This is a genomic window from Stenotrophomonas sp. 59, from assembly GCF_030291095.1.
In the GTDB taxonomy this organism is placed as follows: Bacteria; Pseudomonadota; Gammaproteobacteria; order Xanthomonadales; family Xanthomonadaceae; genus Stenotrophomonas; species Stenotrophomonas maltophilia_Q.
This window is the reverse complement of sequence record NZ_CP127408.1, coordinates 2,662,198-2,682,549: the sequence shown is the minus strand read 5'-3', so window position 1 is coordinate 2,682,549 and position 20,352 is coordinate 2,662,198. Positions and strand designations below refer to the sequence as shown.

Below are 20,352 nucleotides of genomic sequence, written 5' to 3'. Positions count from 1 at the left end.
GCCAGGCCGACTGACCCTTCGTTGCGTGCTTCGGGCCACAATGGCGCCATGAGCACGCAACGTATTTCGGACAAGGTGGCCGCACAGCTGCGCGGCCTGGTGCAGGAACAGCGGCTGCAGCCGGGTGACCGGCTGCCGGCCGAGCGCACCCTGGCGGTGCAGCTGGGGGTCTCGCGCACCGCGCTGCGCGAGGCCATCGCGCAGCTGGCCAGCCAGGGCCTGCTGAGCGCAAGGGTCGGCGGTGGCACCTACGTGGCCGAGCCGGCGGCACGTGCGCGGCAGGCGCTGGACGAACCGCTGGCGCCGTACCTGCCGCTGTTCCAGGGCGACCCGGAATACCGCTTCGACGTGCTGGAGATCCGCCACGCACTGGAAGGCGCCACCGCCTGGCATGCTGCATTGCGCGCCACCGACGAGGACCGCGCGCGCATCGCGCAGGCGTTCCAGACCATGATGGATGCGCACGGCAAGGATGATCCCACCGGCGAGGCCGAGGCTGACGCAGCCTTCCACCTGTCCATCGCCGAGGCCTCGCACAACCTGGTGCTGCTGCAGGTGATGCGAGGCCTGTTCGAGCTGCTGCAGACCAACATCTCGCAGAGCCGCGAAAAGCTCTACACCTCGGCGAGGACCTTCTCGCCGCTGTCCGACCAGCACCGCGAGATGATGGATGCGGTGCTGGCCGGCGACCCCGAACGCGCGCGCGCCGCCGCGCATGCCCACCTCGAGTTCGTGCACACCACGCTGCGCACCCTCGATGACAACGAAGCCCGGCGTGCGCGGGCCTCGCGTCTACCTTCCCCACACGGTTGACCCCATGATCATCTCCGCCTCCACCGATTACCGTGCCGCAGCGCAACGCCGGCTGCCGCCGTTCCTGTTCCACTACATCGATGGCGGCGCGTATGCCGAGCACACGCTGAAGCGCAACGTTTCCGACCTGTCCGACATCGCGCTGCGCCAGCGCATCCTGCGCAACATGTCCGACCTGAGCCTGGAAACCGAACTGTTCGGCGAAAAACTGGCGATGCCGGTGGCGCTGGCACCGGTCGGGCTGACCGGCATGTACGCGCGGCGCGGTGAAGTACAGGCGGCGCGCGCGGCCGACAGCCGGGGCATCCCGTTCACCCTGTCCACGGTGTCGGTGTGCCCGATCGAGGAAGTGGCCCCCGCCATCCAGCGGCCGATGTGGTTCCAGCTGTATGTGCTGCGCGATCGTGGCTTCATGCGCAATGCACTTGAGCGCGCGCAGGCCGCCGGCGTGACCACCCTGGTGTTCACCGTTGACATGCCGGTGCCGGGTGCGCGCTACCGCGATGCACACTCCGGCATGAGCGGCCCGAACGCCTCGCTGCGCCGTATCGGACAGGCCATCACCCATCCCCACTGGGCGTGGGACGTGGGCCTGTTCGGGCGCCCGCATGACCTGGGCAACATCTCCACCTATCGTGGCAACCCGACCGGGCTGGAGGACTACATCGGCTGGCTGGGCAGCAACTTCGATCCGTCCATTTCATGGAAGGACCTGGAATGGATCCGCGAGTTCTGGAAGGGCCCGATGGTGATCAAGGGCATCCTCGATCCGGACGACGCGCGTGATGCGGTGAAGTTCGGTGCCGATGGCATTGTGGTCTCCAACCACGGTGGTCGCCAGCTGGACGGCGTGCTGTCGACCGCGCGCGCACTGCCGGCCATTGCCGATGCGGTGCAGGGTGACCTGAAGATACTCGCCGACTCCGGCATCCGCACCGGCCTGGACGTGGTGCGCATGCTGGCGCTGGGCGCCGACACCGTGCTGCTGGGACGCGCGTTTGTCTATGCACTTGCGGCACAGGGCGAGGCCGGCGTGGCCAACCTGCTGGACCTGATCGCCAAGGAGATGCGCGTGGCGATGACGCTGACCGGCGCGCACCGCATTGCCGATATCGGCCGCGACTCGCTGGTCAGCCTGCCGTGAGTGGCCACGACGCGGTGCTCGCGCAGTTGCGCGATGCGGTCGGCAGCCGCCATGTACTGACCGGCGACAAGGCCACGCGCCGCTTCCGTCGCGGCTACCGCTTCGGCGATGGCCCGGTGCTGGCGGTGGTGCGCCCGGGCACGCTGCTGGAACTGTGGCGCGTGCTGCAGGCGGCGGTGCAGGGTGGGGCGGCAATCATCCTGCAGGCGGCCAACACCGGCCTGACCGGCGGTTCGACCCCGGATGGCAACGACTACGGTCGCCCGATCGTGCTGGTCAGCACGCTGCGCCTGACAGGCATCCAGCTGTTGAACGAAGGGCGCCAGGTGCTGTGCCTGCCCGGCGCGACGCTGGACCGGCTGGAGCAGACACTGGCACCGCTCGGTCGTGAGCCGCATTCGGTGATCGGCTCGTCCTGCATCGGTGCGTCGGTACTCGGCGGCATCTGCAACAACTCCGGCGGCGCGCTGGTGCGCCGTGGTCCGGCCTATACCGAGCTGGCACTGTACGCGCAGGTCGACGCGGAGGGCCGGTTGCAGCTGGTCAATCATCTGGACATCGCGCTGGGTGATACACCCGAGCAGATCCTGCAGCGCCTGCAGGCCGGCGACTACACGGCGACGGAGGTGGGTGACGGCGACGGCCGTGCGGCCTCCGATCCGCGCTACGCGGAGGAAGTGCGCAGGGTCGACGCCGAGACCCCGGCGCGTTTCAATGCCGATCCCAGCCGTCACTTTGAAGCGGCCGGTTCGGCCGGCAAACTGGCGGTGTTCGCGGTGCGCCTGGACACCTTCGAGAAGGAGGCTGCCGAGGTGTTCTACATCGGCAGCAACCGCACCGACAGCCTCACTGCGATCCGTCGCCAGCTGCTGACCGGCTTCGAGCGCCTGCCGATTGCCGGCGAATACATCCATCGCGACGCCTATGACATCGGTGAACGCTACGGCAAGGACAGCTTCCTGCTGATCGATCGTCTTGGCACTACGCGCGTGCCGGCCGCGTTCGCGCTGAAGAGCCGCGTCGATGGCTGGTTCGAACGGCTGGGCCTGCGTGGCGTGACCGACCGCGTGATGCAGGGGCTGACCGGGCTGCTGCCCTCGCACCTGCCCAAGCGCATGGGCGAGTTCCGCCAGCGCTATGAACATCACCTGCTGCTGAAGGTGTCCGCGCAGGACGCGGCGCAGACCGAAGCCTGGCTGCGCGACTTCTTCGCAGGCCACGAAGGCGGCTATTTCCACTGCACGGCAGAGGAAGGCCGCAAGGCGTTCCTGCATCGCTTCGCCGTGGCCGGTGCTGCCGTGCGCTACCGTGAAGTGCACCGCGACCAGGTACAGGACATCGTCGCACTGGACATCGCCCTGCGCCGCGACGATGCCGACTGGTTCGAACAGCTGCCGGCGGAGATCGATGGCCGCCTGCTGCACAAGCTGTACTACGGCCATTTCCTGTGCCACGTGTTCCACCAGGACTACATTGCGCGCAAGGGTGAAGATCCGATGGCGATCGAGCATGCGATGTGGGCCTTGCTGGACCAGCGTGGTGCCGAGTACCCGGCCGAGCACAATGTCGGTCACCTCTACCCGGCCAAGCCGGCGCTGGCGGGCTTCTACCGGCAGCTTGATCCGAGCAATACGTTCAACCCGGGCATCGGCCAGACCTCGAAGAAAAAAGGGTGGGGTGGCTGCGACTGCGGATGATGTAGAGCCGAGCCGGCGCTCAGCTGGTGTTTGTGGTGAGAAGCAGTCGAGCGGGCTCGACGCCACCCGGTCAACGGTTACCATCGGAAGCCCATACGCAGGAGCCGTCCATGCCCACCGCTGCCGCCCGCGCCACCCTGTGCACTGCATTGCTGGCGACCCCGCTGCTGGCGCTGGCCCAAGGCGCGATCCTGCAGCAGCAGCGCGATGCCGCCGGCAACGTGATGGAGCCGCTGGGGCAGGTGCTGATCGCGAGTGAGACTGGACCGTCGGGGCTTTATGACTGCACCCGGGACGGCAACTGGTGCGTGCGCGTGCAGCCGGTCTCCGAGGAAGGGGACCGGCCCACCATGCTTGAAGTGCTGGAAAAGGTGCAGGGCCAAGGCAAGCCCCACAGCTATCACGTCAGCATCGATGTGCCGCAGGAAAGCGAGCTGAAACTCTGGCCCTGGATCGTGCGCCTGGCCCCGGGTGTCGGCAGCGATGAACCGGTGACCGACCCGCAGCAGCGCGCCCGCCAGAACGTGCTGGTGGGCGGTATCGTCACGTTCAGCGCCATGTACTCCGGTGGCGGTGCCGATGCGTCCACGCTGCAGTTGGCACGGGTGCGCCATCTGCAGGACGATATCCAGGTGGACGATGATGTGCTGACCCTGCCATGGCTGGGCAGCGCGATGATCCGTGCCTGCTTCAGCGAACAGGACAGCAAGCAGCGCGCAGGCGCCTGCCACGACGAGTACGGCTTTTCGGCGAAGCTGGCGCTGGACGTTGCAGAGCAGGGGATGCCGGTGCTGCGCTACCAGACGGTGGCAACCCGGTTCCCGGCCGGCGTTTCACGTTTCGAGGATTCGCTGGCCAAGGGGCCGCTGAAGAAGAAAGACCTGCGCGCCGAGCAGGATCCGGCATGCACCTATACGCGGCTGTTCCGTTTCCGCGGGGGCATGTTCCAGCCGGACCAGGCATTGCCGGACTGCGCCGGCTATACCGAACCCTGAAGTGTAGAGTCGAGCCATGCTCGACTGGCTTTTCGCGCGGCCCATCCGAAGACCAGTCGAGCATGGCTCGACTCTACAGAAGCCCCGTGGCGGCGCTTACTCGCAGCGGGTGGCGGTGATGATGTTGTCCTTGTCCACGAACACGCGCAGGCGGTCCTGGCGGATGTCCTTGGTGGTGATGGTGCTGGGGCCGATCGGGTTGACCAGGCCGGCACCGCTTTCGGCAGACAGGCGGCGGATGTTGGGTTCGTTGGCCGGCTGGCCGATCGCCCAGCCCAGCTGGCTGGCATCGCAGTGGCCACTGCCCTTGACCTGCGGGCCGGGCGTGCTGACGCAGGCCGACAGCAGCAGGGCCGAGGCGGGCAGCAACAGGAACAGACGGAAGGTGGACATGCGAGCGCTCCTGCGCAGGGGAGATGGCGGGAACGATAGCACCCGATGTGGCAAAGGCGTCAGCGTCATGGTCATTGCCGGCACGTCGTGGCCATTGCATAGTGGGAGGGATGACTGGCAGCACGCCAGCGGGCGGGCCGGGCCATTCCGGTGCAGGTGCTGGACACGGTATGACGGCAGGCAGTTTCCGCGACAAGGGCAGGACGATGATGGCACTGGCGCTGTCGATGCTGGGCATGGCGTTTGCCGCCTCCGCTGCCGAACCGGAATCTGTGCCGGTCGACCCCCTGGTGTTCGGAGCCTGGCGCAACCTGCAGACCGAGGCCGGCTATGTGCCGGCCCAGCGCAACCTGGCCTTCGCCATGCTGCCGCAGGCGGCGAGCCGGGGTGATCGCTTCGCCGTTCTCGACCGCGAGGGCAAGCGCACGGTGTGCTGCCTGCAGGTGGCCAGTCCATCGCTGGGCGTGGCCGCGCTGCGCGAGCAGTACCACCTGCCGCAGGCCTGGGTGACCGACCTGAGCAATGGCCGCAGCCCGGCACGCCCCTATGTTCCGCACGTCTACGCGATGCAGCGGGTGGACGAACTGGCCGACTACAGCTTCGCCGATGTGCCGGGCGCCTACAGCGACCTGGGTGGGCTGCTGATCCCCGAGGGAGCCGCGCTGGACGCCGATGGCAGTGCGGTGCGCCTGGGTGACGGCCGCTATCCGCTGCATTTCCAGCGCCAGCCGCATGCCGACGACGATGGTGCGCTGGACCGCTACACCCTGCAGACAGGCGAGGGCGCTGCCCCGATCGTGGTTGAAGTGCCGTTCGGCACTTACTGATTGCAGCACTGCACTGGCTAGAATGCGTCGCGGCGCCGTCTGCCGTGCCTGTTCCGTGAGCCGTTGCCGTGTCCCTGCGCCCCTTCCTACTGCCGTCCCTGCTGCTGTTGTCCGCCTGTGCCAGTGCGCCCCCGCCGCCGGCCCATTCCGATGCGCTGTGGCGATTGATCGAGCGTGACTGCCGTGGCGCCGAAGGCCCGCGGGGTGATTGCCTGCGGGTGGAAGCAGCAGCGGACCGCCGCGATGTGCTGGTCAAGGATGCGCATGGTGACTACCAGTTCCTGCTGATGCCGCTGGACAAGGTCAGCGGGATCGAGAACATCGCCCTGTACCAGCGCGGTGCGCCGAATTACTTTGCCGCAGCCTGGCAGGCCCGCAGCCATACCGAGCAGGCCTTGGGCCAACCGCTGCCGCGCAACGTCGCCAGCCTGGCGCTGAATTCACCGCATGGCCGCTCGCAGCACCAGCTGCATATCCATGTGGATTGCCTGCGCGCCGACGTGCTGCAGGCCCTCGACGCACATGCCGGTGCCCTGGGCACGCAATGGACACCACTGCCGGTGCTGCTGCGCGGCCATCAGTACCAGGCCCGGCTGCTGCCGGGTGCGGAGTTGACGGCCAATCCGCTCAACCTGCTCGCCTATGACCTGAGTGGCGTGGGCGATGTCGGCCAATGGAGCCTGGTGGTGGCTGGCCGGGACAACGTGCAGGCTGGCCCGGGCTTCATCCTGCTGGCGACCCGGGTGGACGCCGGCACCGGCAACGAGGCCAGCGCCGAAGAACTGCAGGACCACGCCTGCTCGGTGTTGACCGGCGCAGGCGACGCGTTGGAGCGGGTCCGCTAACCCGGTGGCTGCTGGCGGCTGCGCCAGACCGGTGCAGTCAGCGCCAGCAGCTGGCGATCCTGCCAGCCATCCAGCCCAAGGTGCTGGTCGCGCAGCACGCCTTCCTGCTCGAAGCCACGGGCGCGAAGCGCGTGGGTAAAGGGGGCGCTGCAGTCCGGCGGCAGCATCACGAACAGGCGGTGCACGCCGACATCCTCGAACAGGAAAGGGCACAGGGCCTGCAGCATCGCATCGGTGTGCGCATGCCAATGCTGCAGCGACAGCAGCTCGGCGCAGCGCGAGTGCAGCGAATGCAGGCGGACGTGCAACTGGTCCAGCACGGTGCCGTGCTGGTCATCGAAAACGCCCAGCATCAACTGGTCGTTGTCCTGCTCAAGGCGCGAGCGGTGCATGTGGGCGAGGAAGCGTGCTTCTTCGTCGATGCCAGGGTGAAGATGCCGACCGCGCCGGCGTCGGTCGTCGAACAGGCGCCAGGCCGGCAGGTCGGCCCGCTGGAACGGGCGCAGGGTGACCGGTGCCACCTGCAGCTGCAGCAGGTGGCGGCGCGACACAGGGCGCAAGGGGGGAAGGAGGGATGTGGGGTACGGAGTCATCATCCCCGGAACGATGGCAATGCCCGGTCCGCCAGACCATTCAAAAGATTGCAAAAACGCGACGATCGCCGGGCGGGGCCTGATTCGGTTCAGGCATAAGCCCATCAGGGCTGGTCATTTCCGTTGAAACCACCCATTCAGGACACTTTCGTTACGGGATCGTTATGTGCCGCGCAGGCCTCCGGTCCCGTACCACCCGCCCAACTCCCCCAGGAAGCCCATGTCCGCCTCTCACAAGGCGCTGCGCCCGCGTCCGCTGGTGCTCGCGCTGTCGTCCCTGATGCTGGTCTCGTTGCCGGCCTTCGCGCAGGAAAGCGCACCCACCTCGTTGCAGGAAGTGAAGGTCACCGGCTCGCGCATTCCGCGCGCCAGCGTCGAGGGGCCGTCCCCGGTGACGGTGATCAGCCGCGAGCAGATCGACGCGCAGGGCTACCGCAATGCGTTCGACGCGCTGAGCGCCCTGACCGAAAACACCGGCAACGTGCAGGGCGAGGACTTCGGCAACACCTTCACTCCGGCGGCCAACACCATCAACCTGCGCGGCCTTGGCCCGAACCGCACGCTGGTGCTGGTCAACGGACGCCGCCAGGCCGACTACCCGCTGGCCTACGAAGGGTCGGTGAACGTGGTCAATCTGGCCAACATTCCAAGTGCCCTGATCGAGCGCATCGAGGTGCTGGCTGCCGGCGCGTCGGCGGTGTACGGCTCTGATGCCATTGCCGGCGTGGTCAACATCATCCTCAAGGACCGCTTTGAAGGTGTGGACGTGAACGTACGCGCCGGCGGCACCCAGCAGGGCGGTGGCGACAACCAGCGCGCGCAGGTGGTCGGTGGCAGTTCCGGCGAGCGCTGGGATGCCCTGTTCGGCTTCGAGTTCGACGTGCGCAAGGCGATCCATGCCCGCCAGCGCGACTTCATGGATTCGCTGGAGGACGATCCGACCGGCAAGGCGCCGCAGGCAACCGCGATCGCATATCGCCGCAACGCTGCCACCGGCCGCAACATCGATCCGGGCGTGAATGGCTGCGACGCGGCGTCGGACATCTATGGCGGCAGCGTGTTCCGCGCCTTCAACCCGCGCCAGGGCTGGTACTGCGGCAGCAACGAGGCCGCCGCCAGCTACTGGACGGTGCAGACCGAGAAGCGCAACCTCAACGGCTACGGCCTGCTGACCTTCCACGTCAACGAGACCACCGACCTGTTCGCCGATCTGGCCGTGGGCAGCGCACGCATCACCAACAACACCCGTGCGCCCACCTGGACCTCGGCCCGCAACTACTTCTACAACCAGACCACCGGCAACCTGGAAAGCTGGTACCGCCGCTTTGCACCCGAGGAAATCGGTGGCCTGCCGCGCAATGCCAACCGTTTCCTGGAAAATTCCTGGTCGTTCAACCTTGGCGCGCGCGGCCAGATCGGTGACAGTGGCTGGGATTATGAAGCGGTCTACAGCCGCTCACGCTACGAGAACCGCACCCGTCGCCCGGTGCTGCTGGCCGGCATCAATGAATACCTGCTGGGCCCGAAGCTGGGCGTGCGCAATGGCGTGGAGGTCTACGCGCCGGACCCGGCGCGCCTGTTCCAGCCGCTGACGCCGGACGAGTACCAGGGCCTGTCCGGCTACCAGGAGAGCCGCAACGCGGCGTGGCTGCAGACCTTCAGCGCCAGCGTCAACGGCCGGTTGTTCGCACTGCCCGGTGGCGACGCCGCGCTGGCTGCGGTGGTCGAGGCCGGCAGCCAGGGTTACCGCAACCGCCCGGACCCGCGCCTGGGCACCGGCGAGTTCTGGAATACCAGCGCCGGCATCGGTGCCGGGGGCGAGCGCGACCGCTATGCCGCCGGCGTGGAGCTGCAGCTGCCGTTGCTGCAGTCGCTGACCACCACCCTGGCCGGTCGCTATGACCAGTATCGTGCCGGCGGCGAGCACATCGGCAAGGCGACCTGGAGCTTCGGCGTCGAGTTCCGCCCGATCGAGAGCCTGTTGATCCGTGGTACGGCGGCGACCAGTTTCCGGGCGCCGGACATGAACTACGTGTTCGCCACCGAAACCCGCGGCTACAACCCGGGCATGACCGACTACTGGCGCTGCCGCACTGCGGGCCAGTCGTACGACAACTGTGACTACAACGGCCTGTCGATCGACTACAGCAACCGTGCCAACCCGCAGCTGCAGCCGGAATCGGCCAAGTCCTATGGTTTCGGCGTGGTCTGGTCGCCGCTGGCTGGCCTGGATTTCAGTGCCGACTACTACGACATCCGCATCGACAACGAGGTGACCAGCCTCGATACCAGCCGTATCCTGCGTGACGAGGCTGATTGCCGGTTGGGAAAGACGCTGGGCGGCGAGGCGCGTGATATCGGTTCACCGCTGTGCCAGGACGCGCTGTCGCGGGTGATCCGCAACCCGTCCAATGCCACGGTGCAGCCGGACCAGGTGACCCGTGTGCTGATCAACCCGATCAACGCCGCCTCTGAGTCGGTGCGCGGCCTGGACCTGAAGGGCAACTGGCGTTTCGATGCCGGTCGCTATGGCCGCTTCACCACGCGCCTGGCCTACACGGTGGTGCTGGAGCACAAGTACCGGCAGTTCTCGGACGACCCCGAGCGCGACATCCGCAACTCGCTGGATGACTACCAGTGGCGCAGCAAGGCCAACGGCAGCATCACCTGGAACCAGGGCGACTGGACCACCACCCTGTACGGCAATCGTTTCGGCTCCCTGCCGAAGACCGATGGCAGTGGCCGCATCGCGCCGTACATGACCTACAACGCCAGTGTCTTCCGCCAGTTCGGCGAGAACCTGTCGGTGGGCGTGATCGTCAACAACCTGCGTGACAGCCGCCCGCCGGCGGACCGGAACGGAGGGGGCTGGCCGTTCTACCCGGTCGGCAACTACGACCCGTACGGTCGCCAGTACTGGGTGCAGCTGGATTACCGGTTCCGTTGAACCGGCAGGCGAACGAAAGGCCCGGCAATGCCGGGCTTTTCTTTGTGCACCGCACCGGTGCTGCCGCGGCGCGCGTGGCATGCTGTGCCATTACCGGGAGGATGAAGCGCATGGATGCGAGAGTGTGGAGTGTGATGGCAGTGGTGGCCCTGGCCGGCTGCAGTGGCAGGCAGGCAGCCAGCGCGGACGATGCGGCGAAAGCGGCCAAGGCCACGCCCGTGCCGTCCCACTCCAATGCAGCGACCGATGCTGGGGCACCGCGCGCGGCAACTGCTGGCGCATCGCGCGCGGCATCGGCATCGGCATCGGCGGGCGCGACGGCTGCCCGCGGGCCCGCGAACGTCGAGGATCACTTCCTCGAGGGCGAGCGCCTGCTGATGGCCGATGGCGGGGTGTCCGCGGAGAAGAGGGAGGCGTTGCTGGGTTCGGACAAGGCGTTCGCGCAGGTGGTCGGCCAGTTCGAGCGCGATGCGTCCCGCCGGCCGGAGGTGCAGGACCTGACGGGTCTCTACAAGGACGCTGCGGCCCGGCTCATCGGCAAGGATGGCACGCTGGTGTCCTTTGCCTGCGGCTACAGCCTGTGCGTCGGCGAGATCCGCAGCCGTACCGAGGAGGATTTCAGCGCCTGGTCCGAGGCGTTCGGCCTGGACAAGGCGAGTCCGGTGTACAGCCTCACCACGGCACCGATGACGTGGGGCAGGGACCAGCACGGTGGGCGTTTCGTGTTCTCGGTGGACCCGGCCGCCAACGCCATCACGGGTCAGTAGCGGCGGGACATGCGCGGGATCACTGCGCGTTACGGCAGCGCCTGCAGCAGATACGACTCGATCACGTAGCTGAAAGGCTGCCGCTGGCGGTCGCGCAACAGGGCGCGCACTTCCAGGATCACGCCGTGGTCGCCTTCGCCGCGTGGCGGCCAGAAGGTCTGGTCGGCGAGGGTCTGGCGCTGGAAGCCAAGCGGGCTGACCACGCGGCCGAAGGGTTCATCGGTGTTGTCCAGCACCTGGTTCATGGCCGGGCTGAGATGGCCGGGCAGGTACCAGTTGTCCGCCTCGGACAGCACGCGGCTGCCGCAGACCAGCTGCACGCGGCGATAGCGCAGCTCGGCGCCGGGTGCCGCACCCAGTGCCTGCAGTACGTCGGCCGGGGCCAGCTTGTCGTGGCCGTGTATGCGCACCGCGCGTACACGGGCCTGTTCGGCCAGGCCATGTTCGGCACACCAGTGTTCCAGCGTGGCGGTGGCGCTCTGCCCGGACAGCACGCGTTGGTGCAGGCGCTCGACCAGCGCTGCCGGGGCGATGCGCTGCTGGCCCGGCGGTGACTGCAGCGGCGCGGCAGCCGCGGCATCGGTGGCGGACAGGCTGGCGATCGGGGCGGCGGCAAGCAGGGACGCGGCCTGCCAGCGGCGGAGACGATCGTGGCGGTCGGACGGGCCCATGCGGCATCACAGCGGAAACAGGCGCCTATGTTACCCGTTCAGGGGTGTGCACGGCGTGGCTGCGACCGGTTGTCGCAGGTGTAATCATCGTTCTGGTGAATGTGTGCCATCCAGATATTTCGTTGGCCGATGACTGTGCCGAGGCGCACGATGGCGCCATTCTTGGCTTTCCGGGAGTTCCCGATGACCCTCCAGTTCGTCCATGGCGGTGTGGACCGCAACGGTGCGCCAGTGCATTTCCATATCCGTGATGGCCGCATCAGCGGCCTCAATGGAGATGCCAGGCCTGCTGATGGGGCGGATTGCATCGACCTGGAGGGTCTCGCGGTGCTGCCCGGCCTGGTGGATGGCCATATCCACCTGGACAAGAGCTTCGTCGGTGACCAGTGGCACCCACACCAGCCCGTGAACAGCCTGCGTGAACGGCTGGCGGTGGAAAAGGCGGCGGTGGCCGGCGCAGCACCGATGGTGGATCGCGCCGAGGCCTTGATCCGCCAGTGCAGCGGCTTCGGCACGGTGGCGATGCGCTGCCATGTCGATATCGATGGCAGCACCGGCCTGCGCCACCTTGAAGCGGTACGTGAGGCTGCACTGCGCTGCGCCGACATCATGCGCATCCAGCTGGTGGCGTTCCCGCAGGCAGGCGTGATGTCCTGTGCGGGCACCGCCGCTGTGCTGGAGCAGGCGATTGCGGCGGGCGTGGAAGTGCTGGGGGGGATCGACCCGACCACCCTCGATGGCGATGCCGAAGGCCAGTTGGCAGTGCTGTTCGGCCTGGCCGAGCGCTATGACGTGCAATTGGACATCCATCTGCATGAGCCGGGCGAGACCGGCCTGGCCCAGTTGCTGCGCATTGCCGCGCGCACCCGGGCTGCCGGTCTGCAGGGGCGCGTTGCGGTCAGCCATGCCTATTCGATGGGCGAGGTGTCTCTGGCGCGCGCGCTGCAGGTGGGCGAAGCGCTGGCCACGGCCGGCGTGGCAATCATGAGCAATGCACCCGGCGATCATCCGTTCCCACCGCTGCGCGCGCTGCATGATGCTGGTGTGCGCGTGTTCGCCGGCAACGACAACATCCGCGACTGCTGGTGGCCATATGGCAATGGCGACCTGCTGCAGCGGGCGATGCTGCTCGGCTATCGCTCGGGCTTCTACACCGATGACGACCTGATGCTGGCGCTGGACATGATCACCACCCATGCCGCGCAGGTGATCGGTCTGCCGCGCTACGGTATTGCCGAAGGCCTGCCGGCCACGTTCGTGGTGGTGCGCGCCGACCACGGCCCGGCCGCGGTGGCTGCGGTGCCGGTGGAGCGCCGCGTGGTGGTTGATGGTCGCTGGCTGTAGTTCCACGCCATGCGTGGATGGAGCCCTCGCGCGGTCGCCTTCATCGACGCATGGCGTGGATCTACCCATCACGCCGCGCCAATCCCCTTGTAGCGCCGAGCCATGCTCGGCGGCTTTTCAGGCGTATTCGTCAGCGCGGGTAGCGACGAATTCTTCCAGCCATGCCAGCAGATGCGCGATGTCGATGACCTCGCCCTGTTCGATGCGCTTGAGCAGCAGCGTGCTGGCGCCGATCTGCAGGCTGCTGTCGGCATAGCGCAGCACTGCATCGATGCCCCAGGCATCGGTCACCTGCATCCAGGCCAGGCCCGGCACGCGCTGGGCCAGGGTGTCACCGAACGCAACGCCCAAGGCTTCCCAGCCGCCACAGTCGTCACGATCGATCAGCTCGGCGTCGATCACCCGTTGCAGCGTGGTGGCCGCCAGTGGCCATTGCACGGGCAGCGTGGGAAAGCCGGCCGCCACGCGCGCGGCGATCAGCGAACGCTGGTGCTGAAGATGGACCTGCAGCGCGGCGGGCAGGGGATCGAAGCGGGTCGGGGTTTCATCGGACATGGCAAGGTGCCGTGCGGCACGGAGACAATGGGCACTGTAAGAGGCGATCATGCCTGCCGTGCGGCAAGATTGATCAGATATCGATGATCAATGCGCGAGATCCACGCACGTTGGGGTCAGACAATGCGGCTGTCGAGGTTGCCAGCCAGCGGCCAGCACCACCTCAGGTGCGGTGGTCAATCCGGTTCGCGTTGTACCTGCCGCCACAGCTCGCTGGCCAGCGCACGCACGGCATCATCGGCGTCCGGGCGATGCAGCAGGCCGATCTCGTAGTTGTCGATCACCGGCAGGTCGCGCTCGCCATCGATGATGCGGTGCTCGCGGGTGACTGCACGGCGCGGCAGCAGGCTGATGCCGATGCCGTCGGCTACCGCGCCCTGGATGCCGCTCAGCGACGAACTGGTGAAGGCGATGCGCCAGCGCAGGCCCAGCGCTTCCACGGCGTGGATCATCTCGTCGCGGTACAGCCCACGCGGCGGGAACGTGACCAGTGGCAGCGGGTCCTGCAGCAGGCAGCTGCTGCGCAGGCTGTCGATCCAGTGCATCGGCTCGCGCCGGCAGTGCACGGCCTGGCGGCTGTTGCGCCGCTGCTTGACCAGCACCAGGTCCAGCTCGCCGTGGTCGAAGCCGTGCGCCAGGTCACGGCTCAGCCCGCTGCTGATCTCCAGCTTCACCTGTGGGTGGCGGCGGCTGAAGGCAGCCAGCATGCGTGTGGTCTGTGCGTTGACGAAGTCCTCCGGCACGCCGATGCGCACGGCGGTTTCAACCGTGGCCCCGGCCAACGCCTGGGCCATTTCCTCGTTTAGATCGAGCATGCGCCGCGCGTAACCGAGCAGGGTATGGCCGGCATCGGTGGGGTGCACGTCGCGGTGGCCGCGTTCGAGCAGGCGGTGCCCGGCCAGCTCTTCCAGCCGTCGCACCTTCTGGCTGACCGTGGACTGGGTTGAATGCAGGCGCGTAGCCGCCGTGGTGAAGCTGCCGCAGTCGGCCACCATCACCAGCGCCCGAAGCAGGTCCAGCTCGAACAGGGTTCTATTCGATTTGGCACTGTCTTGCATTTGAACATTTCACTTCTGGATACCCGGATTGACTTCTACCATGCAGGGCAGGGGCCGGCAATGCCCGGCTGTTGCTACCGTCACGCGGCGTTCCGTGGCGACGGACATGAGGAGACACTGCCATGCGCTTCCGTCGTTCCCTTCGCTGGCCCGCACCCATGGCGCGCATGCTGCTGCTATGCCTTCTGGCCATGGTCACCCCTGCCTGCACTGCGACCCCCAAGGCTGACGGGGGTGCGCGCCTGCGCGATGCCGCCAGCCGTGGCGACGCCGATGCCGTACGCGAGGCGATCGAGCAGGGGGCCGATCTGGAGGCGCGTGACGGCCAGGGCCGCTCCGCGTTGTTGCTGGCGACCCATGGCAACAACGTGGATGCCGCGCGCGAGTTGATCGAGGCCGGTGCCGACGTCAACGCCAAGGATGTGCTGCAGGACAGCGCCTACCTGTACGCCGGTGCGCGTGGCCTGGACGAGATCCTGGCGATGACCCTGGCGCATGGTGCCGACCTGCGCAGTACCAACCGCTATGGCGGCACCGCGCTGATTCCCGCCGCCGAGCGCGGCCATGTCGCCACCGTGCGCACGCTGCTGCGGGCCGGCGTGGCGGTGGATCATGTCAATCGCCTGCACTGGACCGCGCTGCTGGAAGCGATCCTGCTCGGCGACGGCGGTGCGCGCCATGCACAGATCGTGCAGCTCCTGCTGGAGGCCGGTGCCGACCCGGAGCTGGCCGATGGCGATGGCGTTACACCGCTGGCCCACGCCCGTCAGCGCGGCTATACCGGCATTGAAACGCTGCTGCGCCAGCACGGCGCGACGCGCTGATACAGAGCCCCTTCCACCCCGCACGCTGGTCGTGCCCACCAGGATGCTGTCCATGTTCCGTTCCCGTCCGTTGTCCCTCGCCATCCTTCTTGCGGTGGCACCGCTGTCGGCTTCTGCCGCCGAGCGCGCCGACCTGCTGATCCGCAACGCCACCGTGGTCGATGTCGAGCACGCCAGCACCCTGGCCGGGCAGAGTGTGGTGATCCGTGGCGAGGACATCGTCGCCGTCGGCCCGGACGCGCAGCTGCGCAGCCAGTGGAGTGCCGCCCGCCAGATCGACGCCAAGGGCAAGTACCTGATCCCCGGTCTGTGGGACATGCACGTGCACTTCGGCGGCGGCCCGGCGCTGATCGAGGAGAACAAGGCGCTGCTGCCGCTGTACATCGCGCACGGCATCACCACCGTGCGCGACTGCTCCGGCGACCTGCCCGGGCAGGTGCTGCAGTGGCGCGGCGAAATCGCCAAGGGCACGTTGTTCGGCCCGCGCCTGCTCAGTTCGGGTGCGAAGATCGAAGGCATCAAGCCGGTCTGGAAGGGTACGATCGAGGTGGGCAGTGAGGCCGACGTCGACAAGGCCATCACGCGACTGCAGCACGACAAGGTCGATTTCGTGAAGATCACCGACAGCACGCTGAAGCCGGAGCTGTTCCTGTACTCGGCCAGTGCGGCGCGCAAGGCCGGTTTCAAGGCCTCGGGCCATATTCCGATGGCGCTGACGGTGGAACAGGCAGTCGATGCCGGCCTGGCTTCGATCGAGCACCTGGACTACGCGTTCAAGGCCGGCAGCAAGGACGAGGCGCAGATCGCCGCCGACTTCGGCGCCGGCCGCATCGACCGCGCCGAAGCCAACCGCCGCCTCGACGCCAGCTTCGACCGCGATACCGCGATGCACGCCTACCGCGACTTCGCCAAGCGCGGCGTGTTCGTGACGCCGACCCTCAACGGCGGCCGCATCCTCGACTTCCTCGACCAGGACGACCACGCCAACGATCCCTATCTGGCGTACATCGGCCCGGGCCTGCGCGCGACCTATCAGTGGCGCGTGGACCGTGCGGCGAAGGCCACGCCGGCACAGATCGAAGCGCGCCACGCGCAGTACAACCAGGTGGCGGCCGTGCTGCCGCTGCTGCAGGAAGCGGGTGTGACGATCATTGCCGGCACCGATGCGGGCTTCCTCAATTCGTTCAACTTCCCGGGCATCGCGCTGCACCAGGAACTGCAGTTGTTCGTGAAGGAAGGGCTGAGCGCGCCGCAGGCGCTGTCGGCCGCAACCCGTTCCGGCCCGGCCTGGTTCGGCCAGATGGACCGCTACGGTGGTGTCACGCAGGGCAAGGCCGCCGATCTGGTGCTGCTGACCGCCAACCCGCTGCAGGACATTGCCGCCACGGAAAAAATCGACAGCGTGATCCTGCGCGGCAACGTGTATGACCGCGCCGCGCTGGACAGCATGCTGGCCGACACCAAGGCCAAGGTCGCGGCGTGGAATGCAGAGGCGGCGAAAGCTGACTGATTGCGGGGTTGGACGGAATCCACGCATGGCGTGGATCTGTACTGACCAGCTGTCGGTAGATCCACGCCATGCGTGGATGATCCCCTTGCTTCCGGCACGGGAAGGAACGATGCCGGACACCTAGCATGGTGTCCGGTTCCCGTTCGACGCCGCGCATGTCCGTTGCCCCCGCCTGCCTGCTGCCCGCCCCCGAAGCATCGCTGTCGCTGCCACGCCCGCACTGGGTGATGCTGGGCCTGTGGGGTCTGTTGATCGCAACTGCAGTGCCGGCGGTGCATCTGAGCCAGCAACCCGGTGGTGTGCTTCCGGCGGCGTTGTTCATTCTGGGCGCCGAACTGCCGTGGATGCTGGCGACGCCGTTGTTGTGGGCGGCCTGCACACGCTGGCCGCTTCCCGGACGCAGGCATCTGATCGCCTGGCTGCTGCTGGGCCTGCTGCTGACCCCGCTGCTGACCGCGTTGGGCTGGGGCCTGGGGCACCTGCTGCTGCAACTGTGGCAACCGCAACCGCCGCCCTCGCTGCACCAGGCGGCACGCGCAATCGGCATTACGGCATTGTTTGCGCTGCCGACGTTCATCGCCGTGGCAGGCGTCGGCCACGGGCTGTCGTGGCTGCAGCGCCTGAAGGCACAGTCGCAGGCCCTTCAGCTGGCGCGCGAGGTAGCGCTGCGGCAGCATCTGCAGCACCACTTCCTGTTCAACGCACTCAATGCCATCGGTGGACTGGCGTTGCAGCGGCCGGCGGTAGCGGACAGCGCGCTGGTGCAGTTGTCGTCACTGTTGCGCGATACCCTGCAATGCCCGGCGCAGCGTGCCCTGGCCGACGAGCTGGCAGTGGCGCAGGATCATGTCGCGCTCCACTCGCTGCTGCACGACGAAGCACTGCATCTGCGCCTGCAGGCCAGTGCTGGCGCGCTGGGGTGGCAGGTGCCGGGCCTGCTGCTGCAACCGCTGATCGAGAACGCGGTGGTACACAGCGGCTGGCAACCCGGTGATGGGCCCTTGCGGATTGATCTTCAGGCTGAAGTGGACGGCGGCGGACTGGATGTGACCGTGTGCAATCCCTGCTTGCGGCCCTCACGTGGAGACGGCCTTGGCACTGGACTGATGACCCTGCAGCGTCGCCTGGCGGCGGTGGGAGGGCGGTTGCAGAGTGGGCACGAAGGGGCGTTCTATCGCGCCCGCGTGCGTCTGCCGGAGCGCGCCGCGTGACGCGCCCGTTGAGCGTGCTTCTGGTAGACGATGTGGCGCTGGCACGTGATCGCCTGCGTGCGCTGATGGCGGGCATTCCGGAGGTGCGGGTTGACGCCGAGGCGGCCAGCCTGGCCGAGGCTCGCCAGCACCTGCGGGGGCGGCGCTTCGACCTGCTGCTGCTGGATCTGGTGCTGCCGGACGGACGCGGCTGGGAGCTGCCGGAGCAGCAACCGGCGTTGGCCGCGCACACCCTCTTCGTGACTGCGCTGCCGCAACATGCGTTGCGTGCCTTCGAACTCGGTGTGGCCGACTACCTGCTCAAGCCGGTGGCACTGCCCCGGCTGCAGGAGGCGATCGGGCGGGTGCGCCGGCTGGCCGGGTTGGTCGAGCCCGGAGCGGAACGCGCAAGGACGCTGGCGGTGCCCGGAGCGGGCGGTGTGCAGTATCTGCCACTGGCGCAGATCGATTACATCGACATGGCCGGGCACTATGCCTGCGTGCACGTGGGAACACAGCTGCATCTCCTGCGCGAACCGCTGGCACAGCTGGCCGATCGGTTGGCCGATGGCGGACTGCTGCGCGTGCATCGCTCGGTGATGGTCAATCCGCTGCGCGTGCAGTCACTGATCGAACGTCACAACGGTGATGCGTTGCTTGAACTGGCCGGCGGCGCGTGCGTGCCGGTCAGCCGAAGCTATCGATCCACATTGGAGACGGCGCTGGCGGCACGGGCCTGAGTCACGGCCGGTGCCAGCGCTGGCACGGCTGATGCCATCGGCAGCACGGCGTGCGCCGCGAGGGACAGTGCCGGGGCACCCTGTGGTTTTCCAGGCGGGGGCAGGGCATGCGGAATTGTTGGGGCTGGTTGCTGGGAGTATTGGCGCTGCCGGCGATGGCCGAGGTGCGCGTTGAAGTCCAGGATCACCAGGGGCGCGCCGACCGCGTTCCTTCGATCACGGTCGAAGGCCTGGCGGCCGCCGAGCCGGTGCAGTTGCGGTTGTCCCTTCAGGACAGCCGTGGCCAGCGCTGGCAGTCGCAGGCCCTGCTGCGTGCCGATCCGAAGGGCATCGTCGACATCGCACGCAGCGGATCGGAACAGGGCAGCTATCGCGGCATCGACGCCGGTGGCCTGATCTGGTCGATGCAGCCACAGGACGGGCAGGCCACCGCGCTGCCCTTGCAGTGGCGGCGCAGTGTCGATGGCCTGGGCTTCCGACCGCAGTCGTTCGAACTGGAAGTGGAACGCGCCGGCAACGTGGTGGCACGGCGTACCCTGCAACGCCACCTGATGCTGCCCGGCGTGCAGGTGCGACGGGTGGAGGTGGGCGGTCGCGAGGCGCACCTGTATCTGCCGCCGGAAAGCGCACCAGGAACGCGCGGTCCTGCGCTGGTGGCGCTGGGAGGGGCCGAAGGGGGATTCGACGGAGGTGATGCCTACGCCGCATGGTTGGCCAGCCATGGCTACGTTGCGCTGTCGGTGGCCTGGTACCGGGGGCCGGGGGTGCCGAAGGACCTGATCGAGGTGCCGTTGGAGACCGTGCGTGATGCAGTGCTCTGGCTGCAGCAGCAGCCGCGGGTGGACCCTCAGCGGGTCGGGCTGATGGGCGGTTCATGGGGCGGCATCGTGACCATGGCGATCGCCGTGCATATGCCACAACTGCGTGCTGCAGTGTCATGGGTTGGCACCCCGGCACCGTTCCGCGGCATTGCCCGTGATGTCGCGCCTGCGGACTTCCGCGCCGTGGACCGCTCGCCATTGAGCTGGAAGGGCATGCCGTTGCCCTGGCTGCCGTACCGGGAAGATGTGGACTGGGGGCGACCCGGGCCGCAGTGGCAGCGGGCGTTGGAGCACGCCATGCTGCCGATCGAAAGGATCGCTGCGCGCACCTTGTGGGTAGGGGGAGGCGATGACCGCCTTGGCGATTCCGGCGTGATGCTGGCGGTGGCCCAGCGCAGGCTTGCACTGTTCGGGCGGGGTGAACGTGATCGCTTCCTGTACTACGGCGATGCGGGACACCTGATCACGCCCATCCTGCAGCCGACCACCCATCGCCACGATGTGGGACCGTATCTGCAGGTGGGTGGAACACCTGAAGGACACGCACGCGCTGATCGCGAGGTGGGGCCGGCGGTGCTGGCGTTCCTGGCCGAGGCATTGTGACGGCTCATCCACGCA

The 20,352-nt window shown here is 67.6% G+C and carries 19 protein-coding genes; 14 read left to right on the top strand and 5 right to left on the bottom strand.

What is annotated here, in order from left to right; all coding sequences use genetic code 11:
* Positions 1 to 48: 48 nt before the first annotated feature.
* The 4 genes from lldR (at position 49) to QP552_RS12445 (ending at position 4,649) form a co-directional block, all read left to right on the top strand.
* A complete protein-coding gene (lldR, locus tag QP552_RS12460) occupies positions 49 to 813 on the top strand; it encodes a transcriptional regulator LldR (protein WP_111111910.1) in 765 nt (254 codons plus the stop codon).
* Between the two features lie 4 nt (positions 814 to 817).
* Positions 818 to 1,957, top strand: a complete 1,140-nt coding sequence (gene lldD / locus QP552_RS12455; RefSeq protein WP_088026305.1) for an FMN-dependent L-lactate dehydrogenase LldD — start codon at positions 818 to 820, stop codon at positions 1,955 to 1,957.
* Positions 1,954 to 3,654: a D-lactate dehydrogenase gene (dld, locus tag QP552_RS12450; protein ID WP_286073755.1), complete on the top strand. Its 1,701-nt coding sequence runs from the start codon at positions 1,954 to 1,956 to the stop codon at positions 3,652 to 3,654. The genes lldD and dld overlap by 4 nt, the downstream gene beginning before the upstream one ends.
* A 110-nt stretch (positions 3,655 to 3,764) precedes the next feature.
* Complete coding sequence (locus QP552_RS12445) at positions 3,765 to 4,649, top strand: hypothetical protein (RefSeq protein ID WP_286073754.1); 885 nt, start codon at positions 3,765 to 3,767, stop codon at positions 4,647 to 4,649.
* Positions 4,650 to 4,745: 96 nt separating this feature from the next.
* Here QP552_RS12445 and QP552_RS12440 read toward each other — a convergent pair whose 3' ends face one another.
* The gene (locus QP552_RS12440) at positions 4,746 to 5,042 is read right to left on the bottom strand and encodes a hypothetical protein (protein ID WP_106549463.1); all 297 of its coding nucleotides are present in this window, start codon (positions 5,040 to 5,042) and stop codon (positions 4,746 to 4,748) included.
* A gap of 170 nt (positions 5,043 to 5,212) precedes the next feature.
* Here QP552_RS12440 and QP552_RS12435 point away from each other — a divergent pair, with 170 nt between their 5' ends.
* Together QP552_RS12435 and QP552_RS12430 are read left to right on the top strand one after the other, a co-directional pair.
* A complete protein-coding gene (locus QP552_RS12435) occupies positions 5,213 to 5,869 on the top strand; it encodes a decarboxylase (RefSeq protein ID WP_286073753.1) in 657 nt (218 codons plus the stop codon).
* Between the two features lie 68 nt (positions 5,870 to 5,937).
* The gene (locus tag QP552_RS12430; protein WP_111111915.1) at positions 5,938 to 6,714 is read left to right on the top strand and encodes a CDP-diacylglycerol diphosphatase; all 777 of its coding nucleotides are present in this window, start codon (positions 5,938 to 5,940) and stop codon (positions 6,712 to 6,714) included.
* On the opposite strand, the gene QP552_RS12425 is transcribed toward QP552_RS12430, so the two are convergent.
* Positions 6,711 to 7,310 (bottom strand): GNAT family protein, encoded by a 600-nt coding sequence (locus QP552_RS12425; protein ID WP_111111916.1) that lies wholly within the window; start codon positions 7,308 to 7,310, stop codon positions 6,711 to 6,713. The genes QP552_RS12430 and QP552_RS12425 overlap by 4 nt on opposite strands.
* Before the next feature lie 217 nt (positions 7,311 to 7,527).
* On the opposite strand from QP552_RS12425, the gene QP552_RS12420 reads away from it, so the two are divergent.
* Positions 7,528 to 10,254: a TonB-dependent receptor gene (locus tag QP552_RS12420; RefSeq protein WP_111111917.1), complete on the top strand. Its 2,727-nt coding sequence runs from the start codon at positions 7,528 to 7,530 to the stop codon at positions 10,252 to 10,254.
* Positions 10,251 to 11,021 carry a hypothetical protein gene (locus tag QP552_RS12415; RefSeq protein ID WP_286073752.1) on the top strand — a complete coding sequence of 257 codons (771 nt, stop codon included), beginning with the start codon at positions 10,251 to 10,253 and terminating at the stop codon, positions 11,019 to 11,021. The genes QP552_RS12420 and QP552_RS12415 overlap by 4 nt, the downstream gene beginning before the upstream one ends.
* A gap of 29 nt (positions 11,022 to 11,050) precedes the next feature.
* On the opposite strand, the gene QP552_RS12410 is transcribed toward QP552_RS12415, so the two are convergent.
* Positions 11,051 to 11,692, bottom strand: a complete 642-nt coding sequence (locus QP552_RS12410) for a hypothetical protein (protein WP_286073751.1) — start codon at positions 11,690 to 11,692, stop codon at positions 11,051 to 11,053.
* Positions 11,693 to 11,875: 183 nt separating this feature from the next.
* Here QP552_RS12410 and QP552_RS12405 point away from each other — a divergent pair, with 183 nt between their 5' ends.
* Positions 11,876 to 13,036 (top strand): amidohydrolase family protein, encoded by a 1,161-nt coding sequence (locus QP552_RS12405; RefSeq protein WP_286073750.1) that lies wholly within the window; start codon positions 11,876 to 11,878, stop codon positions 13,034 to 13,036.
* 117 nt (positions 13,037 to 13,153) lie between these two features.
* Here QP552_RS12405 and QP552_RS12400 read toward each other — a convergent pair whose 3' ends face one another.
* Both QP552_RS12400 and QP552_RS12395 read right to left on the bottom strand, forming a co-directional pair.
* Positions 13,154 to 13,591 carry a DUF3806 domain-containing protein gene (locus QP552_RS12400; protein ID WP_111111920.1) on the bottom strand — a complete coding sequence of 146 codons (438 nt, stop codon included), beginning with the start codon at positions 13,589 to 13,591 and terminating at the stop codon, positions 13,154 to 13,156.
* A 176-nt stretch (positions 13,592 to 13,767) separates the two neighbouring features.
* Positions 13,768 to 14,649, bottom strand: coding sequence for a LysR substrate-binding domain-containing protein (locus QP552_RS12395; protein WP_106549472.1), 882 nt, complete (start codon positions 14,647 to 14,649; stop codon positions 13,768 to 13,770).
* Positions 14,650 to 14,771: 122 nt separating this feature from the next.
* Between QP552_RS12395 and QP552_RS12390 the strand changes: the two genes are divergently transcribed.
* From QP552_RS12390 to QP552_RS12370, 5 genes are all read left to right on the top strand, one after another.
* Complete coding sequence (locus QP552_RS12390) at positions 14,772 to 15,473, top strand: ankyrin repeat domain-containing protein (protein WP_111111921.1); 702 nt, start codon at positions 14,772 to 14,774, stop codon at positions 15,471 to 15,473.
* A gap of 52 nt (positions 15,474 to 15,525) precedes the next feature.
* Complete coding sequence (locus QP552_RS12385; protein ID WP_111111922.1) at positions 15,526 to 16,983, top strand: amidohydrolase family protein; 1,458 nt, start codon at positions 15,526 to 15,528, stop codon at positions 16,981 to 16,983.
* A 155-nt stretch (positions 16,984 to 17,138) separates the two neighbouring features.
* Positions 17,139 to 18,194, top strand: coding sequence for a histidine kinase (locus tag QP552_RS12380; protein WP_286073749.1), 1,056 nt, complete (start codon positions 17,139 to 17,141; stop codon positions 18,192 to 18,194).
* Positions 18,191 to 18,913, top strand: a complete 723-nt coding sequence (locus QP552_RS12375; protein WP_286073748.1) for a LytTR family DNA-binding domain-containing protein — start codon at positions 18,191 to 18,193, stop codon at positions 18,911 to 18,913. The genes QP552_RS12380 and QP552_RS12375 overlap by 4 nt, the downstream gene beginning before the upstream one ends.
* 107 nt (positions 18,914 to 19,020) lie before the next feature.
* Positions 19,021 to 20,337, top strand: a complete 1,317-nt coding sequence (locus QP552_RS12370) for an acyl-CoA thioesterase/bile acid-CoA:amino acid N-acyltransferase family protein (RefSeq protein ID WP_286073747.1) — start codon at positions 19,021 to 19,023, stop codon at positions 20,335 to 20,337.
* The last annotated feature ends 15 nt before the right edge of the window (positions 20,338 to 20,352 follow it).